The sequence below is a fragment of the Burkholderia pyrrocinia genome (assembly GCF_018417535.1).
Taxonomy (GTDB): Bacteria; Pseudomonadota; Gammaproteobacteria; order Burkholderiales; family Burkholderiaceae; genus Burkholderia; species Burkholderia pyrrocinia_E.
On record NZ_CP070977.1, the window covers coordinates 2,929,375 to 2,951,486 of the forward strand.

At 68.2% G+C, this 22,112-nt stretch carries 20 protein-coding genes and 1 riboswitch; of the genes, 2 read left to right on the top strand and 18 right to left on the bottom strand.

Annotated features, from left to right (window positions below; translation table 11 throughout):
• Positions 1-14: 14 nt before the first annotated feature.
• Together JYG32_RS13630 and JYG32_RS13635 are read right to left on the bottom strand one after the other, a co-directional pair.
• On the bottom strand, positions 15-1,157 hold the full coding sequence (locus tag JYG32_RS13630; protein ID WP_174383762.1) for a branched-chain amino acid ABC transporter substrate-binding protein: 1,143 nt from the start codon (positions 1,155-1,157) through the stop codon (positions 15-17).
• A gap of 418 nt (positions 1,158-1,575) precedes the next feature.
• Positions 1,576-2,655 (bottom strand): NAD(P)H-dependent flavin oxidoreductase, encoded by a 1,080-nt coding sequence (locus JYG32_RS13635; protein WP_213263816.1) that lies wholly within the window; start codon positions 2,653-2,655, stop codon positions 1,576-1,578.
• 247 nt (positions 2,656-2,902) lie between these two features.
• Here JYG32_RS13635 and JYG32_RS13640 point away from each other — a divergent pair, with 247 nt between their 5' ends.
• Entirely contained in the window at positions 2,903-3,595 is a 693-nt protein-coding gene (locus tag JYG32_RS13640; RefSeq protein WP_174383764.1) for a dienelactone hydrolase family protein, read from the top strand.
• An 81-nt stretch (positions 3,596-3,676) separates the two neighbouring features.
• Positions 3,677-5,155 carry an amidase gene (locus JYG32_RS13645; RefSeq protein ID WP_213263817.1) on the top strand — a complete coding sequence of 493 codons (1,479 nt, stop codon included), beginning with the start codon at positions 3,677-3,679 and terminating at the stop codon, positions 5,153-5,155.
• Between the two features lie 90 nt (positions 5,156-5,245).
• Here the strand turns inward: JYG32_RS13645 and metF are convergent, their stop codons facing one another.
• From metF to JYG32_RS13725, 16 genes are all read right to left on the bottom strand, one after another.
• Positions 5,246-6,076, bottom strand: a complete 831-nt coding sequence (metF, locus tag JYG32_RS13650) for a methylenetetrahydrofolate reductase [NAD(P)H] (protein ID WP_213263818.1) — start codon at positions 6,074-6,076, stop codon at positions 5,246-5,248.
• Positions 6,077-6,127: 51 nt separating this feature from the next.
• Positions 6,128-6,481 (bottom strand): phage holin family protein, encoded by a 354-nt coding sequence (locus JYG32_RS13655; protein ID WP_006477367.1) that lies wholly within the window; start codon positions 6,479-6,481, stop codon positions 6,128-6,130.
• A gap of 104 nt (positions 6,482-6,585) precedes the next feature.
• Positions 6,586-8,004 carry an adenosylhomocysteinase gene (gene ahcY / locus JYG32_RS13660; RefSeq protein ID WP_174383767.1) on the bottom strand — a complete coding sequence of 473 codons (1,419 nt, stop codon included), beginning with the start codon at positions 8,002-8,004 and terminating at the stop codon, positions 6,586-6,588.
• A 32-nt stretch (positions 8,005-8,036) separates the two neighbouring features.
• Positions 8,037-8,164, bottom strand: a riboswitch (S-adenosyl-L-homocysteine riboswitch).
• Positions 8,165-8,258: 94 nt separating this feature from the next.
• The gene (locus tag JYG32_RS13665) at positions 8,259-8,993 is read right to left on the bottom strand and encodes an RNA polymerase sigma factor FliA (protein WP_034183990.1); all 735 of its coding nucleotides are present in this window, start codon (positions 8,991-8,993) and stop codon (positions 8,259-8,261) included.
• Between the two features lie 22 nt (positions 8,994-9,015).
• Positions 9,016-9,834: a MinD/ParA family ATP-binding protein gene (locus JYG32_RS13670; RefSeq protein WP_213263819.1), complete on the bottom strand. Its 819-nt coding sequence runs from the start codon at positions 9,832-9,834 to the stop codon at positions 9,016-9,018.
• On the bottom strand, positions 9,827-11,575 hold the full coding sequence (gene flhF, locus JYG32_RS13675) for a flagellar biosynthesis protein FlhF (RefSeq protein ID WP_213263820.1): 1,749 nt from the start codon (positions 11,573-11,575) through the stop codon (positions 9,827-9,829). Before flhF ends, JYG32_RS13670 begins: the two co-directional genes overlap by 8 nt.
• Positions 11,572-13,671, bottom strand: a complete 2,100-nt coding sequence (gene flhA / locus JYG32_RS13680) for a flagellar biosynthesis protein FlhA (RefSeq protein WP_174384083.1) — start codon at positions 13,669-13,671, stop codon at positions 11,572-11,574. The genes flhF and flhA overlap by 4 nt, the downstream gene beginning before the upstream one ends.
• Positions 13,668-14,867, bottom strand: a complete 1,200-nt coding sequence (gene flhB, locus JYG32_RS13685; RefSeq protein ID WP_213263821.1) for a flagellar biosynthesis protein FlhB — start codon at positions 14,865-14,867, stop codon at positions 13,668-13,670. The genes flhA and flhB overlap by 4 nt, the downstream gene beginning before the upstream one ends.
• Positions 14,868-15,196: 329 nt before the next feature.
• A complete protein-coding gene (locus tag JYG32_RS13690) occupies positions 15,197-15,577 on the bottom strand; it encodes a DUF805 domain-containing protein (RefSeq protein WP_174384085.1) in 381 nt (126 codons plus the stop codon).
• 440 nt (positions 15,578-16,017) lie between these two features.
• The gene (locus JYG32_RS13695) at positions 16,018-17,274 is read right to left on the bottom strand and encodes a DUF3443 domain-containing protein (RefSeq protein ID WP_213263822.1); all 1,257 of its coding nucleotides are present in this window, start codon (positions 17,272-17,274) and stop codon (positions 16,018-16,020) included.
• A 16-nt stretch (positions 17,275-17,290) separates the two neighbouring features.
• On the bottom strand, positions 17,291-17,794 hold the full coding sequence (locus JYG32_RS13700) for a DUF2844 domain-containing protein (protein WP_174384087.1): 504 nt from the start codon (positions 17,792-17,794) through the stop codon (positions 17,291-17,293).
• Positions 17,795-18,057: 263 nt separating this feature from the next.
• Positions 18,058-18,789 carry a protein phosphatase CheZ gene (gene cheZ, locus JYG32_RS13705; RefSeq protein ID WP_213263823.1) on the bottom strand — a complete coding sequence of 244 codons (732 nt, stop codon included), beginning with the start codon at positions 18,787-18,789 and terminating at the stop codon, positions 18,058-18,060.
• 1 nt (position 18,790) lies between these two features.
• The gene (gene cheY / locus JYG32_RS13710; protein WP_034183905.1) at positions 18,791-19,186 is read right to left on the bottom strand and encodes a chemotaxis response regulator CheY; all 396 of its coding nucleotides are present in this window, start codon (positions 19,184-19,186) and stop codon (positions 18,791-18,793) included.
• Positions 19,187-19,253: 67 nt separating this feature from the next.
• Positions 19,254-20,345 carry a protein-glutamate methylesterase/protein-glutamine glutaminase gene (locus JYG32_RS13715; protein WP_213263824.1) on the bottom strand — a complete coding sequence of 364 codons (1,092 nt, stop codon included), beginning with the start codon at positions 20,343-20,345 and terminating at the stop codon, positions 19,254-19,256.
• Entirely contained in the window at positions 20,342-21,121 is a 780-nt protein-coding gene (cheD, locus tag JYG32_RS13720) for a chemoreceptor glutamine deamidase CheD (RefSeq protein WP_213263825.1), read from the bottom strand. Before cheD ends, JYG32_RS13715 begins: the two co-directional genes overlap by 4 nt.
• Complete coding sequence (locus JYG32_RS13725; RefSeq protein ID WP_213263826.1) at positions 21,118-22,110, bottom strand: CheR family methyltransferase; 993 nt, start codon at positions 22,108-22,110, stop codon at positions 21,118-21,120. The genes cheD and JYG32_RS13725 overlap by 4 nt, the downstream gene beginning before the upstream one ends.
• Positions 22,111-22,112 lie beyond the last annotated feature (2 nt).

Consider the following 22,112-nt stretch of genomic DNA (forward strand, 5'->3'; position numbering starts at 1 on the left):
GACCGCTTTTTGCGTTACATCTTCACTTCGTCGAGCAGCGTCTTCTTGCCGCCCTTGTAGTTGTACAGCGAGATCACGCCGTGCTGCAGATCGCCCTTCGAATCGAAGGTCGTCGTGCCGATCACGCCCGTGTAGTTCGTCGCCGGCATCGCCGCGAGGATCTTCGCGGGATCCGTCGAGTTCGAACGCTTCATCGCGTCGACGACGATGTACACGGCGTCGTACGTGAACGGTGCGTAGATCTGGATCGGCTGGCCGAAGCGCTTCTCGAACTTCGCCTTGAACGCGCTGCCGCCCGGCATCTTCTCGAGCGAAGCGCCCGCTTCCGAGCACACGACGTTGTCGGTCGCGTCGCCGGCCAGGTCGGCCAGCTTTTCCGTGCACACGCCGTCGCCCGCGAAGATCTTCGCGCGCACGCCAAGCTGCTTCGCCTGCTTCGCGAACGGGCCGCCGGTGGCGTCCATGCCGCCGTACATGATCGCGTCGGGGTTCTCACCCTTGATCTTGGTCAGAATCGCGCGGAAGTCGACCGCCTTGTCGTTGGTCGCGTCGTGCGACACCACCTTCAGGCCGAGCGCCTTCGCCTTCTTCTCGAACTCGTTCGCGAGACCCTGGCCGTACGCGGTCGAATCGTCGACCACCGCGACGCTCTTGATGCCCTTCGAATGCGCGTAGTTCGCGAGCGCCGGGCCCTGCTGCGCATCGGTCGCGACGACGCGGTACGTCGTCTTGAAGCCTTGCAGCGTGTAGGCCGGGTTGGTCGCCGACGGCGAGATCTGCACGATGCCCGCATCGCTGTAGATCTTCGACGCCGGGATCGACGTGCCCGAGTTCAGGTGACCGATCACCGCGACGACCTTGTCGTCGACGAGCTTCTGCGCCACTTGCGTGGCCTGCCGCGGGTCGGCCGCGTCATCCTGCGGGTCGAGTTGCAGCGTGATCTTCTGGCCGCCGACCGTGAGACCCTTGGCGTTGATCTCCTCGACGGCGAGACGCGCGCCGTTTTCGTTGTCCTTGCCCAAGTGTGCAATGCCGCCCGTCAAGGGCGCGACGTGGCCGATCTTGACGACTTGATCGGCGGCCGCGTTGCTTGCAGCAGCAACGCACAGCATCGCCGCAGCGGTGATCGGCAACAGCTTCTGCATTTTGATATTCATGTAAGTCTCCAGTTTCGGTCCCAATAAACGCCATCGCCCGGTGCCCCGCTGCCATCCCTGTGTTTGCAATCACTGGACGATTCGCCGGTTGCATCGTTCATGCACTTGGCCTCAAGCACGTGAAAACAGCCGCTTTTAGCAGCCACCCGCCCGTACTTGCGCGCAAGTGTAGGTGATCAAATTAATTTGTGGGACTTTTTTGGGGTAGTGGTAACACTACTGATATCCGCACTTTGGAACGATGACTCGAATATCTCCGCAAGCCCCGCCGGATAAGGGTTTCCGCTAATTTCCGGCGGCTTGTCGAAAGGTCGTTTCAAAAGATTCCCGGGACATTTCGATTCGGTATTTTGTGCCCGCGATCATTGAATGAAACGCGCGTGACAACGCGCGCGTTTCGTCGTTCGATACGAACGATTCAGGCGGCCGACGCGCGCCATTCTGTGTCGAGCGCAGCGACGAGCTGCGACGTCGTCAGCGCATCGCCGCGCCGCCGCGCGAGCGGCGCGCCCTGCCCGGCCCACAGCGACAGGTAGTCGCCATCGTTCGCGCGTGCGGCGGCCTGGCGCAGCGGCTGCGTCAGCGCGTTCTGCACCGGGTACGGCGCGGCGTCGGCCACGCGTTCGCCGAGCCGCGCCATCAGCGTGTTGCGCAGCCCGCGCGCGTGGCGGCCGGTGATCGCGCGCGTGACCTGCGTCGACGTATCCGCGCTCGCCAGGAGGCGCGCCTTCCAGTCCGCCGCGATCGCGCTTTCCGTGCAGGTCAGGAACGCCGTGCCGAGCTGTGCGCCCTGCGCGCCGAGCGCGAGCGCGGCCGCGATCCCGCGGCCGTCCATGATGCCGCCCGCGGCGAGCACGGGCAGCCCCGTCGCGTCGACGAGCTGCGGCACGAGCGCGAACGTGCCGATCAGCGCATCGTCGGCAGCACCGATGAACGTGCCGCGATGGCCGCCCGCCTCGGCGCCCTGCGCGGACAGCGCGTCGGCGCCGGCCGCCTGCCACGCGAGCCCTTCGGCGACGTGCGTCGCGGTGCCGATCACATAGGTGCCGGCGGCCTTCAGGCGCGCAACATCGGCCGCGTCGAGCACGCCGAACGTGAAGCTCGCGACCGGTACGCGCAGCGACACGAGCGCATCGAGCTGCGCGCGGAAGTCGGGCGCATAACGCGCGGGCGCGGCGCCCGGCGGCAGCCCGAGCGCCGCGTTCAGCGGGTCGATCGCCGCGAGTGCGCGCGCGACGGTTGCCGCGTCGGGCGCGGCGTCCGGCAGCACGAACAGGTTGACCGCGAACGGGCGATCGGTCGCCGCGCGGATCGCCGCGACCTCGGTCGCGAGACGATCGGGCTCGAACGCGCCGGCGCCGAGGCTGCCGAGCGCGCCGGCGTTCGATGCGGCGGCGACCATCGCGGCCGTGGTCGCGCCGACCATCGGCGCCTGCACGAGCGGCAGGCGCAGGCCGAAGCGTTCGGAAAAGGGCGTGGAATACGGACGGGCAGGCATGACGAATCCTTCGATGACGATGCGCGAAAGCGCTTTGTAAAAGCCGGCACATCGACTCTATCGAAGCGGCTCGACGCCGAAAAATGAATAATCGAGATCGAAACGATCGCTGCGCGAGAAGCGGGCGCGCGCAGCAGGCGCGCACTTTGCGCGTGCCCTGCAACGGCAGACGATTGGTGGCACACTAGGCCGCCCTCTTCCACCCCGGGGCGCGCGCGGCGCACCCCGTTCGCCAGGAGTTCAAAACGTGACAGCCCAATGGATCGACATCCCGACCGGTAACGACAGCTTCGGCGGCTATCTCGCGCTGCCCAAGCGCGGCAAGGGCCCTGCCGTCATCATCATCCAGGAGATCTTCGGCGTGAACTCGCACATCCGCGCGGTCGCCGACCAGTACGCGTCCGACGGCTTCGTCGCGCTCGCGCCGGACGTGTTCTGGCGCACGCAGCCGCGCGTCGAGCTGACCTACGAAGGCGCGGATCGCGACAAGGGCATCGAGCTGATGAAAAAGACCGACGTGGGCCTCGCGGTCGCGGACATCGGCGCGGCCGCCGACGCGCTGCGCGCGCGCCCGGAAGTGGCCGGCAAGATCGCCGCGATCGGCTACTGCTTCGGCGGCCAGCTCGCATACCGCGCGGCCGCGACCGGCAAGCTCGACGCGGCGGTCGCGTATTACGGCGGCGGCATCCAGAACGCGCTCGACCTCGCCGGCAAGGTCACGCAACCGATCCTGTTCCACTACGCGGAAAACGACCACGGGATCCCGCTCTCGGCCGTCGACCAGGTGAAGGCCGCGTTCGCCGGCCACGGCCACGCGTCCTTCCACGTGTACCCGGGCGCCGAGCACGGCTTCAACTGCACGGACCGCGCGTCGTACAACCAGCGCGCGTCGGCGCTCGCGCACGGCCGCACGCTGACGTTCCTCGCCGAGCACCTGTAAAAATGCCCCGCCGCGGGCCCATCGCGCCGGGCCCGCGTTATGCTCCCACCATTGCCACGCGTCACAACGGGGGTGACAGCGATGCACTCGGACTATCTCGCGCATGACGCGATCGGCCTCGCCGCGCTCGTGCGCGACCGCAAGGCAAGCCCGCGCGAACTGCTCGATGCCGCGATCGGCCAGGCCGAAGCGGTCAATGGCGCGATCAACGCGATCGTGCTGCAGGACTACGAAGCCGCGCGCGAGCGCGCAACCTCCACGCCCGAACCCGGCGCCGACGCGCCGTTCGCGGGCGTGCCGTATCTCGTCAAGGATCTCGGCGCGGCGGTCGCCGGGCTGCCGCTGTCGATGGGCAGCCGGCACTACCGGTACTACGTGCCCGCCGACGATTCGCCGGTGATCGCCCGTAGCCGCGCGGCCGGCCTCAACGTGTTCGGCAAGACCAACACGTCGGAGATCGGCCAGATGCCGTACACGGAACCCGAACTGTTCGGCGCGTGCCGCAACCCATGGAATCTCGATCACACGCCGGGCGGCTCGAGCGGCGGCGCGGCGGCGGCCATCGCGGCCGGCATCGTGCCGCTCGCGCATGCGTCCGACGGCGGCGGCTCGATCCGCATTCCGGCATCGTGCTGCGGGCTGTTCGGCCTGAAGCCGAGCCGCAATCCGGTACTCGTCGACCAGCCGTCGAACGGCGAGCTCGTCGTCCAGCATGCGGTGTCGCGCAGCGTGCGCGACAGTGCGCTGCTGCTCGACGTGACGACCGGCCAGACGCTGCCGCACGGCGCGCCCGGCACGTTCCTCGGCGAACTCGATACGCCGCCCGGCCCGCTGCGGATCGGCCTCGTCGTCGACCCGATGCTCGCGCCGGCACTCGCCGACGACACGCGCGCGGCACTCGACGACGCGGCCGCGCTGCTCGAATCGCTCGGCCACCACGTCGAGCCGGCGACGCTGCGCGTCGACTACGCGCGCGCGGCCGAAACCTTCCTCACGCTGTGGGCGACGATCGCCGAGGAGATGGTGCTCGGCGCGCGTGAGCTGACCGGCCGCGTGCCGCGCCGCGGCGAATTCGAAGCGGCGACGTGGGCGATGGCCGTGGTCGGCCGGCGCCTCGCGCGCACACGCCTGCCGGACGTGCTCGAGTGGCAGCGCCAGCTCACCGTGCAGGTCGCCGGCCTCGTGTCGCGCTACGACGCGATCCTGTGCGCGTCGCTCGCGGGACCGCCGGTGAAGATCGGCGAATTGCAGCCGACGCCGTTCGAATCGGCGCAGATGAAGCTGCTCGCCGCGCTGCCGGTGAAGCCGCTGCTGAAGGAAATGCTCGCGAAGTCGTCGGAGAAGGCGTTCGCGTGGGCCGGCTGCACCGAGCTGTTCAACCTGACGGGCCAGCCGGCGATGTCGGTACCGCTCTACTGGAATGCGCGCGGGCTGCCGATCGGCGTGCAGTTCGTCGCGCGCCACGCCGACGACGCGTTGCTGCTCAGGCTCGCGCGGCAGCTCGAACAGGCGCGGCCGTGGTTCGACCGCCGCCCGCCGCTGATGCGGGCGCAGCGCTGACGCGCGCGGCCGCTTCTCAACGCAAGCAGCAAAAAAAGCCCCGCCGGCAACACCGGTGGGGCTTTTGCGCATGCAATCGCGTGACGGTGCTTACACGTCGAGCCGTTCGCAGATCGTCCGCGTCGCGGCCGCTGCGTTCAGCGTGTAGAAATGCAGCCCCGGCACGCCCGCGTCGATCAGGCGGCGGCACAGATCGGTGACGACATCCGCGCCGAACGCGCGGATCGCTTCGCGATCGTCGCCGAAGCTTTCGAGCCGGCGCGCGACCCAGCGCGGCACTTCGGCGCCGCACATCTCGGAGAAGCGCATCAACTGCGAGAAGTTCGTGATCGGCATGATGCCCGGCACGATCGGCACGTCCACACCCAGCTTGCGCGCATCGTCGACGAAGCGGAAATACGCGTCGGCGTTGAAGAAGTACTGCGTGATCGCGGAATTCGCGCCGGCTTTCACCTTGCGCGCGAAATTCTCGAGATCGGCCTTCGGCGAGCGCGATTGCGGGTGGTACTCCGGATAGCCGGCGACCTCGATGTGGAACCAGTCGCCATGCTCGGCACGGATGAAGCTGACGAGCTCGGACGCATAGCGCAGTTCGCCGACCGCGCCCATCCCCGACGGCAGGTCGCCGCGCAGCGCGACGATATGCCGGATGCCGTAGGAGCGGTACTGGTCGAGGATCGCGCGCAGGCTGTCGCGCGACGAACCGATACACGACAGGTGCGGCGCGGCCTCGAGGCCGTCCTTCTGCATGTCGAGCACGGTATCGAGCGTGCCCTGCTGCGTCGAGCCGCCGGCGCCGAACGTCACGGAGACGAATTTCGGCTTCAGCGGCAGCAACTGCGCACGCGTCGCGCGCAGCTTTTCGACGCCTTCCGCCGTCTTCGGCGGGAAGAATTCAAACGAGAGTTCGATCGGTTTCATGATTCGATGGGTTAGGGCCCGTTCCCGCTAATGACGGGCTGGCACTGCGCCTCAGCCGATGTCGCGCTGGCCGAAGATCAGCGCGGACAGCAGCCACGACACGATGCTGTACAGGATCGAACCGAAGAACGCGGACCAGAACCCCGACACCTCGAAGCCCTTCAGCAGCGACGACGCGAACCAGAAGCACAGCGCGTTCACGACGAGGATGAACACCCCGAGCGTGACGATCGTGACGGGCAGCGTCAGCAGGATCAGCACCGGGCGGATCACCGTGTTGATCAGGCCGAGCACGACCGCGATGATCAGCGCCGTGCCGAAGCTCTTGATGTGGATCGACGGCACGAGGTACGTGATGATCAGCAGCGCGAGCGCGTTGATGACCCAGGTGAGGATGACGCTCATGGAGTGCTCCGGTTCGGTTGTCGATCTTCGGTACGGTCAGCGGCCGCCGCCCCGCGTGCGCCGCATCGTCGGCGACGCGGCGCGCTCGGGACGGCGGCGGCGCATCAGTAGCGGTAGTGGTTCGGCTTGAACGGGCCGTCCTTCTGCACGCCGATGTACGAAGCCTGCTCGTCCGACAGCACCGACAGGTTCGCGCCGATGCGCGCGAGGTGCAGGCGCGCAACCTTTTCATCGAGATGCTTCGGCAGCACGTACACCTTGTTCTCGTACTCGCCGCCGCGCACGAACAGCTCAATCTGCGCGAGCGTCTGGTTCGCGAACGAGTTCGACATCACGAACGACGGGTGGCCGGTCGCGCAGCCGAGGTTCACGAGGCGGCCTTCCGCCAGCAGGATCACGCGCTTGCCGTCCGGGAAGATGATGTGGTCGACCTGCGGCTTGATGTTTTCCCACTGGTACTGGCGGGTCGACGCGACGTCGATTTCCGAGTCGAAGTGGCCGATATTGCAGACGATTGCGTTGTGGCGCATCGCCTTCATGTGATCGTGGCCGATCACGTGGAAGTTGCCGGTGGCCGTCACGAAGATGTCGGCCTTGTCGGCCGCGTATTCCATCGTCACGACGCGGTAGCCTTCCATCGCCGCCTGCAGCGCGCAGATCGGATCGATTTCGGTGACCCACACGGTAGCGCCCAGGCCGCGCAGCGACTGCGCGCAGCCCTTGCCCACGTCGCCGTAGCCCGCGACGACCGCGACCTTGCCCGCGATCATCACGTCGGTCGCGCGCTTGATGCCGTCGACGAGCGATTCACGGCAGCCGTACAGGTTGTCGAACTTCGACTTCGTGACCGAATCGTTCACGTTGAACGCCGGGAACGGCAGGCGGCCGTCCTTTTCCATCTGGTACAGGCGGTGCACGCCGGTCGTGGTTTCTTCGGTCACGCCCTTGATGTGCGCGAGGCGCTTCGAGTACCAGGTCGCGTCGATGTCGAGGTGCTTCTCGATCGACTTGTACAGCGCGACTTCTTCCTCGTTGGTCGGCTTCGCGATCACCGAACGGTCCTTCTCGGCCTTCGAGCCGAGGATCAGCAGCAGCGTTGCGTCGCCGCCGTCGTCCAGGATCATGTTCGCGAATTCGCCGTTCGGCCATTCGAAGATGCGGTGCGAGAACTCCCAGTATTCGTCGAGCGATTCGCCCTTGAACGCGAACACCGGCGTGCCGGCTTCGACGATCGCGGCCGCGGCGTGGTCCTGCGTCGAGAAGATGTTGCACGACGCCCAGCGGACGTCCGCGCCGAGCGCCTTCAGCGTCTCGATCAGCACGCCCGTCTGGATCGTCATGTGCAGCGAACCGGCGATGCGTGCGCCCTTCAGCGGCTGCTGCGCCTTGTATTCGTCGCGGATTTGCACGAGGCCCGGCATTTCGGTCTCGGCGATGTTCAGTTCCTTGCGGCCCCAGCCGGCCAGCGCCATGTCGGCGACGACGTAATCCTTGGAAGCTTGCGAATCGATAATGGCGTTCATCACGCCCTCCTTTCTAAAAAGTTTCTAGATTGGTGACGTGAGCGCCGTTCAGGAAGCGGAGCCGGCGCGACGGTCGCGAAACGCGCGCCGCACGGCTGCTTGGTGAAGCCTTCCGAGCCTGGCGGACGCTGAATGGTCCGTCGCAACGCTCCTCGGAAAACGGGAGGGATTGTAGCAAATCGGCGCGCACAATGCGCAAGCGACTCGAGCGATTCAAGCGCGCCGCGTCGGCGCGCGTCGCCGTCCGGAAAGGGTCAGGACTCCGCGCCGACCCACGCCTGTTCGCGCAGCCGCGCGCGCAGGCGCGCGACGGCCTGGCTGTGCAACTGGCACACGCGCGATTCGCTCACTTCGAGCACCGCGCCGATCTCGCGCAGATTCAGACCCCGTTCGTAGTACAGCGACATCAGCAGCTTCTCGCGCTCCGGCAGCCGCTCGATCGCCTCGACGAGCGCCTCGCGCAGGTGCTCGTCGAGCAGCGCCGACAGCGGATCGGCGTGATCGACGCGATAGCGGTCGAGGAACGGCTCGTCGTCGGCCGCGCGGTCGAAATCCTCGTAATAGATGAGCTGGCTGCCGTGCAGGTCCTGCAGCATCCCCTGGTATTCGTCGAGCGGCATGTTCAGGTGCAGCGCGATCTCGGTCTCGCTCGCCGAGCGGCCGAGATGCTGCTCGACCTGGTGCACCGCGTGCTCGACCTCGCGCGACGTCTTGCGCAGGCTGCGCGGCAGCCAGTCGTTGCTGCGCAGCTCGTCGAGCATCGCGCCGCGGATGCGCTGCGTCGCGTAGGTCTCGAACTGCGCGCCCTGGTCTTCCTTGTAGCGGCCGGCCGCGTCCATAAGGCCGATCATGCCGGCCTGGATCAGGTCGTCGAGGTCGACGCTCGCCGGCATCTTCGCGACGAGCTGCAGCCCGAGGCGACGCACGAGCGGCGCATATTGCGCGAGCACGTCGGCCTGGGACATCTTTCCTTGAGCGTTGTACATCATGGCCCCCTCCTTCCGGTGGCGCTCACGCGGCGTGTGCCGCGCCCGCCTCATACGACGGCTTGCCGCCCGCGTGGACGGCGCGGCCCGCACCCGAACGCGGGCGCATCGGCCAGTACAGCAGGTCGGCGGCAATCTGCCGGTAGTCGCGCGCGGCCGACGACGACGGGAACGCGTCGACCACCGCATGCATCAGTTCGCGCGCGTGCTCGACGAGCGGATCGGCGCTCACGCAGCCCGCATCGGCGATCGACACCGTCAGGTAGCGGCTCGCGACGCCCGCGAGGTTGTCGAAGGCCGTCTTCGCGTCCGCATGGCTGCCGACGTGATTGGTCAGCACGCGGAACTGCGCGAGCGCGTGCGCGAAATGCAGCCGCTTCATGCACGCGTACGCCTCGGTGATCGCCTGCGCGGCCACCCGCGTGACAACCAGCACGTCGTGCGCTTCGCGCGCGAGTGCCGAGAACGAGCCGTCGGCGCCGAGCTGCGCGTCGACGAGGACGATGTCGGCCGGGCCGTCGATGAAGTCGCTCAGTTGCGCGTCGCTGTAGCCGGCGCGCGCGAGCCGCGCGGCCGCGCACAGGCCGAACCCGGCGGCCACCCGCGTGCGCTCGCCGTCGCGCAGCCATGCGCCCGCGAGGGTCGCGCTGGCCGAATGCACGTCGGCGCGCTCGTCGACGACGAGCACATCCTTGCCGAGCGACGCGAGCGCCGCCGCCAGGTTCACGATGGCGGACGTGCAGCCGACACCCGCCGGCCCGCCCGTCACCGCGACGATGCGCGACGTGCGCCCGGCCAACAGGCGCCGCAGCCCTTCGGCCTGGTCGATGGTTCGTTTATCCAAATCGCACCTCGTGCAGCTCGGCGGTGGAACGTGCGGTCAGGGCGGAAAGCAGCGTCGGCATGTCCTCGTCTTGCGGCACGAAGGGCGAGCCGTCGCGCGGCACGCAGAACGCGCTCTTCAGCAGGAATCTGGTCGATGCGACATACAGGTTCTCCGGCACCTTCTGGCCGGTCGACACGTAGTGGACCGGCAGCTTGTAGCGGATCACCGTGTCGAGCACGCCGCCGAGGTGGGTCGCTTCGTCGAGCTTCGTGAGGATGCAGCCGGCGAGGTCCGGATGCTCGCCCGCGCTGCGGTACGCCTGCACGACTTCGTTGAGCGTGTCGCCGTGGCTGGTCGCGTTGAGCAGCAGCAGGCGCTGCACCGGCGTGTTCGCGCCGTGCAGCATTGCGATCTGGTCGGACACCGCGCGGTCGCGCTGGCTCATGCCGATCGTGTCGATCAGCACGATGTGCTTGTTGCGCAGCTCGGACAGCGCGAGCGCGAGATCGCCCGCATCCTTCACCGCGTGCACCGGCACGCCGAGGATCTTGCCGAAGATGCGCAGCTGCTCGTGGCCGCCGATCCGGTAGCTGTCGGTGGTCAGCAGCGCGACCTTGCTCGCGCCGAAGCGCATCACGCACCGCGCGGCCAGCTTCGCGGTGGTGGTCGTCTTGCCGACGCCCGTCGGCCCCATCAGCGCGAACACGCCGCCGCGCTCCATCAGCGCGTCCTCGCTGTCGAGCACCGGCAGGTTCGCCGCGAGCACCGACTGCGCCCATTCGGCGGCCTGTTCGAAGGTCTGCGCGCCGTCGCCGGACGGCAGGTTGTCGACGAGCATCCGCACGAGCTGCGCGGACAGGCCGGCCGCGAACAGGTGCTTCGTCAGCGCGCCATGCACGGCGCTGCGACGCTGGCGGTCGTGCCACTTCAGGCTGTCGAACTGCTCTTCCATCATTCCGCGCAGTTCGCCGAGCTCCTGCATCACCGTATCGTTGACGATCCGCTCGATGCGCGACTTCACCGCATCGGCCACCGCGGCGGCCGCGTCGGCGGACAGCCGCGTGCGCTCGGCCGCCTTTGCGGCGTTCGCGGTGCTCGCGTCGGGCGTGCGCGGCGCGGCTGCCGGCATCCGGCGTTCGGCATCGCGCACGATGTCGCGTGCCCAGTCGGGCGACGGCGCGCTCGCGGCGCCCTGCGGCGCGGGCGCGCTGGCTGGCGGCGCGGCAGGCGGCGCCTGGGTACGCGCGATCAGCGCGTCGCGCTGCTGCGTCAGGCGCTTCGCGTGCTCGACGAGCCACGGCGCGGGTTCGGAAGCGGGGGCAGGCCATCCTGCGGCCGGCGCGGCGATCGACGGCGCTGCCGCAGCCGGCGCGTCTGCATCGATCGTCGAGGATTGCGCGGCTGCTTCGTCCGCTTCGGCGCTTGCACCGAACACGGACGAGAACACGTCCGGCAGCCCGCCTTCACCTGCCGCATACGGATTGACGCTCGGGCGCGCGAGCGCGCCGCCCGGGCGCGACACGATGCCCGGCACCGCCGCGGCCGGCACGGATTCCGGCACGCGCGGCGCGGCGATCCGCGGCCGCGCGGCGGCCGGCGGCGTCACCGCGGCCAGGTCCGAATCGGCGAGTGCGACGATTTCGACGCTGCCGTCATCGAGCGTGCGGTTCGACAGCACGACCGCGTCGGCGCCGAGCGCCTCGCGCACCAGACGAAGCGCGTCGCGGCTCGTCGCGCCGGTGAATTTGCGAATGTTCAAGCGGAACCCCCGATGACGTTAACGACTTTGATCGTGCGTGTGTCCGGCACTTCGGCATACGACAGCACTTTCAATTGCGGCAGGCTGCGGCGCAGGAAACGCGCGAGCATCGCGCGCAGCGCGTGCTGCACCAGCAGCACGGGCGGCAGCCCGAGATTCTGTTGACGCAGCATCGCTTGCTGCGTGCCGGTCAGAAGGTTGTGCGCGAGGCCGGGTTCGAGGCCCGGATTCGCGCCGGTGGCGAGCGCCTGCGACAGCACGCGCTCGAGATTCGAGTCGAGGCCCATCACCTGCATCTCGCCCGCGCCCGGATACCACTGCTGCGTGATCGCGCGGCCGAGCGAGAGCCGCACCGCGGCGGTGATCTCGAACGCGTCGCCGCGGCCCGCATGTTCGGACACGGCCTCGAGGATCGTGCGCATGTCGCGGATCGGCACGCCTTCCTCGAGCAGGTTCTGCAGCACCTTCTGCAGCGTCGTCAGCGAGATCGTCTTCGGCACGAGGTCCTCGACGAGCGACGGCGCGTCCTTGCCGGTACGCTCGACGAGCGCCTGCACTTCCTGGCGGCCGAGCAGCTCGGCCGCGTGCTGGACGACGAGATGGTTCAGGTGCGTCGCGACGACCGTGCTCGCGTCGACCACCGTGTAGCCGTACACCTGCGCCTGTTCGCGCAGCGCGACGTCGATCCACACGGCCGGCAGCCCGAACGCGGGATCCTGCGTGACGGCGCCCGGCAGCGCGGCCGTCACCTGGCCGGGGTTGATCGCGAGCCACTGGCCCGGGAACACTTCGCCGACGCCGATCTCGACGCCCTTCAGCGCGATCCGGTACGCGTTCGGCCGCAGTTCGAGGTTGTCGCGGATATGGATCACCGGCGGCAGGAAGCCGATTTCCTGCGCGAATTTCTTGCGGATGCTCTTGATGCGCTTGAGCAGCTCGCCGTCGCTGTTCTTGTCGACGAGCGGGATCAGCCGGTAGCCGACTTCGAGGCCGAGCGGGTCGATCAACTGCACGTCGTCCCAGGTCGCCTCGTGGCTATCGGACGGCAGCACGGCGGGCGGCGCGATGTCGGTCAGGTCGCCGGCCGCCTTGCGGGCCGCCGCACGCCGGGTCTGCGTGCGGGCCAGCCAGATCGCGCCGCCGCCGAGCGCGAGGAACGCGAAGTGCGGCATCCCCGGGATCAGCCCCATGATCACGATGATCACGCCGGTGATCGTCAGCACGCGCGGGTTCGTGAACAGTTGCCCGGTGATCTGCGTGCCGATGTCCTCGTCGGTCGCGACGCGCGACACGATCACGCCGGCCGCGGTCGAGATCACGAGCGACGGGATCTGCGCGACGAGGCCGTCGCCGATCGTCAGCAGCGTGTAGTTCGTGCCGGCCGCCGCGAAGCTCATGTCGTGCTGGACCATCCCGACGATCAGCCCGCCGATCACGTTGATCGCCATGATGATCAGGCCGGCGATCGCGTCGCCGCGCACGAACTTCGACGCGCCGTCCATCGACCCGTAGAACTCGGCTTCCTGCGACACGGACAGGCGGCGCTTGCGCGCCTGTTCCTCGTTGATGAGGCCGGCGTTCAGGTCGGCGTCGATCGCCATCTGCTTGCCGGGCATCGCGTCGAGCGTGAAGCGCGCGGACACTTCGGCGATCCGCCCCGCGCCCTTGGTGATCACCATGAAGTTGATGATCATCAGGATCACGAACACGACGATGCCGACCGCGAAGTTGCCGCCGACCAGGAAGTGGCCGAATGCCTCGATCACCTGGCCTGCCGCGTCGGGGCCCGTGTGGCCCTCGAGCAGCACGACGCGCGTCGACGCGACGTTCAGCGACAGGCGCAGCAGCGTCGAGAACAGCAGCACGCTCGGGAACGCCGCGAAGTCGAGCGGCTTCATCGTGTACATGCTGACGAGCAGCACCATCACCGACAGCGCGATGTTGAACGTGAACAGCAGATCCAGCAGCATCGGCGGCAGCGGCAGGATCATCATCCCCAGGATCATGCAGATGAGGACGGGGCCTGCGAGCGCGCGCAGGTTGGTGCCCGCGAACGGGTTCGTGCGCTTCGCGAACAGGCCGGTCGGGGTGCTCATGCGGAGGCTCCTTGCTTGCCGAGCGTGTCCTCGGCTTCCTCTCGTTCATCGTCGACGGGCACCGACGTGCCCTTGTCGAGTTCGGCCGGCACGTCGAGATCGACCGGCACTGCGGGGAACGCGCCGCCTTCCGAACGGAAGCGCTTGAGCTGGTAGACCCACGCGAGCACTTCGGCGACGGCCGAGTACAGCGAACCGGGAATCTCGCGCTCGAGTTCGACGTTGTGATACAGCGCACGCGCGAGCGGCGGCGCCTCGAGCAGCGGCACGTTGTGCTCGGCCGCGAGTTCGCGGATGCGCACGGCGACGAGGTTCACGCCCTTCGCGACGACCTTCGGCGCGCGCATCTCGCCGTCCGTGTATTGCAGCGCGACGGCGAAGTGCGTCGGGTTCGTGACGACCACGTCGGCCTTCGGCACGGCCGCCATCATCCGGCGGCGCGCGATCGCGCGCTGCTGCTGGCGGATCCGCCCCTTCACGTGCGGATCGCCTTCGTTCTCGCGATGCTCGCGCTTCACTTCGTCCTTCGTCATGCGCAATTTCTTGTTGTACTGCCAGATTTGATAAGGCACATCGAGCGCGGCGACCACCAGCATCCCGGCGACCGTCGTGCCGCAGCACACGGCGACCAGGTGCAGCGCGTCGGGGAGCGCCGTGCCGAGCGGCTGCGTCGCGAGGCCGAGCAGCTCGTCCTTGCTGCGCCAGATCGCGATGCCGCCGATTCCGCCGACGACCAGCGTCTTCGCGAGCGACATCCCGAGCTGGATCGGCCCCTGGATCGAGAAGATCCGGCCGAGGCCCGAGATCGGGTTCAGGCGGTCGAACTTCAGCTCGAAGGTCTTCTGCGAGATCAGCCAGCCGCCGAGCGCCATCGGCGCGAGCAGCGCCGCGAGGCCGGTGAGCGCGAGGATCGGCAGCAGCGCGGCGAAGCCTTCGAGGCTCGCGCTGCCGGCCGCCGAAAGCATCCGGTTCGTGTCGAACGCGGTCGCGCGGTCGAACGTGAACGCGCCGCGCAGCATCGCCTGCAGATGCGCACCCGACGGGCCCGCGAGCAGCCACGCGCCGTAGAATCCGGCCGCGAGCAGCGCGAACGAAGCCAGTTCGCGCGAACGCGCGACCTGCCCCTCCTCGCGCGCCTTCTCGCGGCGTCTGGGAGTGGCGGCTTCGGTCTTGTCGAGATCGCTCTCGTCTGCCACGGGGCCTCCAGTCGGGTACGGCGGAATGCCGCTTTCCAGTGACACCGATTATTCATGGAGGCGTCAAACGCCGATCGGTCGAGCAAAGCCGGGAAAGGGGGGTATTTCGGGGAATCGGGCGAGCCCGCGCGAACGGGGCTGGATGGGAGGTGGAACGGCGCGCGACGGGGTGCGAGGCGGCGGAAAAACGCGGCGATCGGCACAACGGTGAAACGCGGCTCCCGGACGGGACGGTGACGGCGCGAAGCGGGAACGGTGAAGCGGAGGAACGGGAAAACGGGGAAGTCGGGCCCCGACGCGACGGCGTCGCGCGTCGGGGCAGGCGGCGCTCAGAGCGCCGGGATCGGATTCGCGCCGAAGCGGTTCGTGCCTTCGGTGCCGCGCGAGCACATCCACACGAGCAGCAGGATGGCGCCGACGATCGGAATCAGCCCGATCAGCAGGAACCAGCCCGAGCGGCCCGTATCGTGCAGGCGGCGCACGCTGACCGCGATGCCCGGAACGATCAGCGCCAGCGAAATCAGGAAGAGCACGCCCAGCAGCAACAGCGTAACCAGACCCGCGTTGCGGCCGACCGCGCCGATTACCTGGGAGACGACCGAAAGAATGCAGCTCAGCAGCGCGAAATACCAGTATTCGGCACGACGCGCACGGCCTTCGAATTTCGCGTATTGATTGAGTACGGAACGAATGGCTTCGGAAAAATTCATCTTATTACCCTCCTGTTTTATATTGGCACCCCGGAAACAACGCCGGCATTATAGGTTTGAATTTCGACAGACTCCATCTCTTTTCGCATGCCGGCCGGCGCGCACACCCCGTTGCACCGTCGCGGGAACGGCTGCCCTAACGTAATGCGGCGCCGCAGGTTTGCATATCGCGTCATTTTAATAATCTTGAAGACCGGACAGGAACACCAGCCCCAGATAATCAAGCGTTTGATTACAACCGAATGAATCCGGACGCGATCGATAATCGATCCGGTCGCGCGGCATTCGATTTACCGGCCGGCCGGCATTACGCGGGCGCGCCAGTCGCGCTGCCCTTCGCCATTCCCGCTCCCGATCCCATTCGTAGTGCGCGCGGTCTCCGGATAAAAAAAAAGGGGGCGATCGCTCGCCCCCTCGTTGCCGCCTGCGGTCGTGCCGCGTCAGAACGCGACGAAAGGCGCCGCGCCGCCGCTCGAGCGCTTGTCCATCCCGAAGTAGATCGTCTTGCCGTAGAAGTGCGGAATGCCGATGTCGAGCCATCCGGCCGAGCCGAACGGCCCCGCGATGTCGTTGAACGCGAACGTCGACGCGTTCGCGAACAGCGTATCCGCGTTCGCGACGGGCATCGACACGGTGCCGCTCGCGCTGTTCTGGCCGGTCAGCGTCGCCGTATAGGTCGTCGTGGACGACGGGCAGTAGAACTGCGTGTTCCTCGAACAGACCGTCTGCGACGAATCGTTGAAGAAATACGCGTTCGAACCCGTATCGAAGAACGCCGTCACCGTACTGCCGAGGAAGGACGCGCTGACGTCGCCCGTCGTGGTCGACGTCATGACGGTCGACGCGCCGAGCGCATTGTTGCTCTGCGTGCCGATCCCGAAGATCAGCTGGCCCGTCGCGCTCGCCTGCCCGCTGCTCGAGATGGCCGGCATCTGCACGATCACGCCGTTGTTGTCGGTCGCGAAACGATGAACCGGATTGGCCACCTGCTGCGCGACCGGCACGAGCGCAACCGCGCAGCTTGCATTGCCGTTCGGGCATGCGTAGTAGTTGTTGCTCGACGACGACGTCGACGTCGCGCAGGTCGTGCCGCAGTCGTTCGGCGCCGGCCCGATGCCGAGGATGCCGTTCGCGCCGAGCGCGCTCGCCGAGTTGGCCGACGCGCCGCCGTTCGTGCACGAGCTCGGCACGTTCGTCGTCCCGAGGTCGCCGATGATCTGCACGGGCAGCGAGCTCGCCTGTTCGGTGCCCATCGACAGGTCGACCGTGCGCACCGAGCCCCATGTGTAGCTCGACACGAACTTGCCGCACTCGGCGACCGGCGCGCCGCCGCTCGTCACCTGCGGCAGGCTGCCGAGCACGCCCGACACCGCGCTGCCTACGAGCCGCAGCCCGTAGGACGCGGTATCGACGAGCACGTTGTTGACCACCTGGCAGTTCGACGTGCCCGGTGCGCAGATCGTCACGCTGACGGTCGGGATGTTGATCACGTTCGCGACGCCGGTGCCGACCGTGATGACGGCGGTGTTCGCGGTATTGCTGCCGGAGCCGCCCGAGCCCGAGCCGGAACCGCCGCCGTTGTTGCCGGAACTGCCACTGCCGCCGTCGCCGCCGCCGCATGCGGTCACGAGCACCGCCGTTGCGGCCGCGAGGCCCAGCACGCCGAGCCAGCGCTTGAAGGTACGAGGAATTCTCAAGATCGCTCTCCCGCTGTCACTGAATGTCGTTGCCGGCGAGGCCGGCAGGCAGCGCCGCCGGCAGCCACGCCTGGCCCGAGAAGGCGCCCATGTGGCCGCCCGTCCGGATCACGAGGCCGCTCGTGTCGACGGACACGGGCGCGCGCCAGCCGCGCGTCGCGTGCGCCACCTGGACGCCGGCGGTGTACTGCGGGAAATAGCTGCCGAGCAGCGAGGCGAGATCCGGCATCGTCGGCCCGCGCCATGCGAGGCCGAACACGCTGCCGGCGGCCGACGTGTATTCGTGGATGACGGTGCCCGATCCGAGCGTGATCTCGCGGACGGTATAGGCGGCCGTGCTCGTCTGCACGCCGTCGGCCGAACGCATCGCGCGCTGCATCGCGCGCACGGTTGCGGCCTGATCGTCCGCCGGCGGCGACATCGGCGCGCCGCCCAGTTCCGCGTGTGCGTGGACGGTCCACAGCACACCCATTGCAGCCGCCGCGTGCGCGACGGCCCAGCCCAAGCGTTCCAGCTTCACGTTCCCTCCCAAGGGACTGGCTTCGTTGCCGGAGGCGCAGCCATCGTGCCCGCGCCGCCAGCCAACATATGAAAGTCGTATGAATGACGCTCCGTTGCTGCTGACGCGTAGTATGCCTGCTGAGTGTATCCAAGTGTCAATTCGACACAGCCCGCACAGGGTCGCGCATGCGTGGCGAGCGCGGGGAAACGTGGTGGGAACGGCGTGGCGCGCGCATCGGGCGGCCCCGCGAAACGGGGCGCGCCGATGCGCTGCGCGCGGAGTCAGAAACCCAGGCTCGCGAGCAGGTCGTCGACCTGCCCCTGGTCCTGGACCACGTCGGATTTGCCTTCCGGCGCGATCTGCGGGCCGTTCAGCAGCGACTCGGGGCTGCCGGTCGCGCTCACCTGCTCGGCCGCGAGCGCGGCCGCGGTGGCCGCGAACTGTTCGCGCCGCTCGGGCGCGATGTTCTCGACGAGCACGGTGAGGAGCTGCTGCTCGATCAGGTAGACCATGTCCATGATCTTCTTGATCACCTGTCCGGTCAGGTCCTGGAAATCCTGCGCGAGCATGATCTCGAGCAGTTGCGCGCCGGTCGCCGACGTCGACTCGGGCAGCGCGCGCAGGAACGCGCGCGTATCGTCCATCAGCTCGCGCACTTCCGCGTGCTCGATCGGCGCCGCGTACCACTGCGCCCAGCGCGTGTCGAGCGCCTCGGCCTCGTTCTGGATGCGCTCCTGCACGGGCTTCGCGATCTCGATCGCGTTCAGCACGCGCACGGCGGCCTGCTCGGTCATCGTCGCGACGTAGCGCAGCCGGTCGCGCGCATCGGGCACGGCTTCCGCCGCGCGCTCGACATGCTTGTCGAGCCCGAGCTCGCGCATCGAATCGCGCAGCGCACGCGTGACCTGGCCGATGCGCGCGAGGATGCGGTCGCTCGCGAGATCGGCGCCTTCTGGGTGGCTGTCGGCGCTGAACCCCGCGCAGGCGAGCGCCGCATGGATCGGCTCGTTCACGTCAGCTCCCGGTCTTCGCCATCTTGTCGATGATCTTGTTCAGCTTCTCGTCGAGCGTCGCGGCCGTGAACGGCTTCACGACGTAGCCGCTCGCACCCGCCTGCGCGGCCGCGATGATGTTCTCCTTCTTCGACTCGGCCGTGACCATCAGCACCGGCAGGTGCGTGAGCGTCGCATCCGCGCGGATTTCCTTCAGCATCGCGAGGCCGTCGAGGTTCGGCATGTTCCAGTCCGAGATGACGAATTCGAAGCCGCCGCCGCGCAGCCGCGCGAGACCGGCCGCGCCGTCCTCGGCCTCGTCGACGTTCGTGTAGCCCAGTTCCTTGAGCAGATTGCGGACGATCCGGCGCATCGTCGGGAAATCGTCCACCACCAGGATTTTCATGCTCTTGTCCATCGTCGTTCCTTTCCAGATTCGTTTCCGTCAGGACGCGTATCGTGGCACGCGCCCCGTGACATTCCATTCACACGCGCTGCACGCGGTCGCCCATCGTCGCCAGTCGCGCCATCACGCGGCGGCTCATGTCGGCGAGCGGTGCGATCTCGTCGGCACCGCCGAGCGCGATCGCCTCGCGCGGCATCCCGAACACGATGCAGCTCGCTTCATCCTGCGCGAAAGTGTGCGCGCCCGCGCGTTTCATTTCCAGCAGGCCGGCCGCGCCGTCGCGGCCCATCCCGGTGAGGATCACGCCGATCGCGTTCTTGCCCGCGTGCGTCGCCGCCGAGCGGAACAGCACGTCGACCGACGGGCGGTGGCGATTCACCGGCGGTTCGTCCGACAGTTGCGCGATGTAGTTCGCGCCGCTTCTCGCGAGCAGCAGGTGCGCATGGCCCGGCGCGATGTACGCGTGGCCCGGCAGCACGCGCTCGCCGTGCTCGGCTTCCTTCACCGCGATCCGGCACAGGCCGTTCAGCCGCTGCGCGAACGATTTCGTGAAACCCGGCGGCATGTGCTGCGCGATCAGCACGGCCGGCGCATCCGGCGGCAGCGGCGTCAGCACTTCGCGGATCGCCTCGGTGCCGCCCGTCGACGCGCCGATGATGATCAGCTTCTCGGTACTGACGAGCGGGTTGTTGAGCATCGGCGCAGCCGGCTGGCTGTCCGCCTCGCGCGCGACGGCCTGCGGCTGCGGCGCCTGGCGCACCCGCGCGCGCGCCGCCGCGCGGATCTTGTCGGCGAGCTTCTCCGCGTAGTCGAGCATCCCGTCGCGAATCCCGACGCGCGGCTTCGTGACGAAATCCACCGCGCCCAGTTCGAGCGCGCGCAGCGTGATTTCCGAGCCGCGCTCGGTCAGCGACGACACCATCACGACCGGCATCGGCCGCAGGCGCATCAGCTTCTCGAGGAAGTCGAGCCCGTCCATGCGCGGCATTTCGACGTCGAGCGTGAGCACGTCGGGGTTGTGCTGCTTGATGAGCTCGCGCGCGACGAGCGGATCGGGCGCGGTCGCGCACACCGTCATGTCGGGCTGGCTGTTGATGATCTCCGTCATCAGGCTGCGGATCAGCGCCGAATCGTCGACGCACAATACTTTGATCTTCTGCACTGCGGTCATGCCTCCTGCTTTTTCGATAGGTTCGCCGCATAAGGGCTCCCGGCGGACGGGGTCGCCGCCCGCACGCCGCCGGTACTGCCCGCGCTGCCGGTGCCGCCCGGCGTCGCGCCGCGCGCGCCGAACAGTTCGATGCGCGGGCGCGTCGGCTGCGGCGCGGCCGGCCGCTTCGCCGCGAACAGCTCGACGTGCGCGCGCGGCCGTGCGGCGCGCTCGCGATCGGCCTCGCGCGCGAGCGCAGCTTCGCGCTCGGTGACGCCCGGCACCTGCAGCCGCAGCTTCTTCACCATCGCGCGCCCGGTGTTCGGCATGAACGCGACCTTGCGCGGGTGCACGCCCTGCAAGTCTTCCGCCGTGATGCGGATGCGTTCGAGCGCGAGGTAGCGGCGCACGAAATCCGCGTTGCGATCGCCGATGTTGATCGTCGTCATCCCGGCCAGCACGGCCGCGCCGCCGAACACCTTCGCCTCGATGCGCTCGCGGCGCCCGCCGGCCTTGATCAGCTCGTTGATCAGCACTTCCATCGCGTACGCACCGTAGCGCATCGATTCCGACGCGGCCGCGCCCGGATCGGCGCCATCGTCGGGCAGCATGAAGTGGTTCATCCCGCCGATGCCCGCGTACGGGTCGTGCAGGCACGCGGCAACGCACGAGCCGAGCACGGTCATCAGCACCATGTCCTCGGACGTCGTGTAGAACTCGTTCGGCAGCAGCTTCACGCCGGGCCGGCCGAAGTGGTTGTCGAAATAGCGATTGGTCGCGATCGGCAGTGCGCTCATCCGCGATCTCCATAGGCGGGCGCGGCACCCGCGGCCCGCGCACGCACGGGCGACGGCATGGCAGCCGCCGCGGGCGCCTGCGCGCCACGCGGCCGCGCGCCCTGCGCGGCGTCGCGGGTCAGTTCGTACACCGTCTGCCCGCGCAGCCGGAACGCCTGCGTGACATACGTGAAGTTTTCCGAATGGCCGGCAAACAGCAGCCCGCCCGGCTTCACGAGCGGCTCGAAGCGCGACAGCACCTGCCCCTGCGTCGGCTTGTCGAAATAGATCATCACGTTGCGGCAGAAGATCGCGTCGAACGGCTTCGCGATCCCGTAGTCCGCATCGGTCAGGTTCAACTGCTCGAAGCGGATCATCGCGCGCAGCTCGGGGCGCACCTTCACGCGGCCGGCCTGCGCGCCCGTGCCCTTCAGGAAGAAGCGCTTCAGCCGCTCGGGCGACAGGTGCTTGACCTGGTCGTACGTATAGATCCCGGCTTCCGCCTTCGCGAGCACCTGCGTGTCGAGATCGGTCGCGAGGATCGACGCGCTGCGCGCCGCCGATTCGCCGAGCGCCTCGATCAGCGTGATCGCGATCGAGTACGGCTCCTCGCCGGTCGACGCCGCCGAGCACCAGACCGACACGGGCGCCGGCCGCCCTTTCACGAAGTCCGACAGGATCGGGAAGTGGTGCGACTCGCGGAAGAACGCGGTCAGGTTGGTCGTCAGCGCGTTGGTGAACGCTTCCCACTCGAGCGGATTGTCTTCCTGCTCGAGCAGGTCGAGGTAGTCGCGGAACGTGTCGAGGCCGCGCGCGCGCAGCCGCCGCGCGAGACGGCTGTACGCCATGTCGCGCTTGTGCTCGGACAGCGAGATCCCCGCGCGTTGATGGATCAGCGCGCGGATGCGGGCGAAATCCGCGCCCGTGAACGCGAAGTCGCGCCCCGGCTCGCCCGCGCGAGGCGAGGCATCCGGTGCATCGGGTCGAAACGGCGCGCGCGCGTGCGGCATGG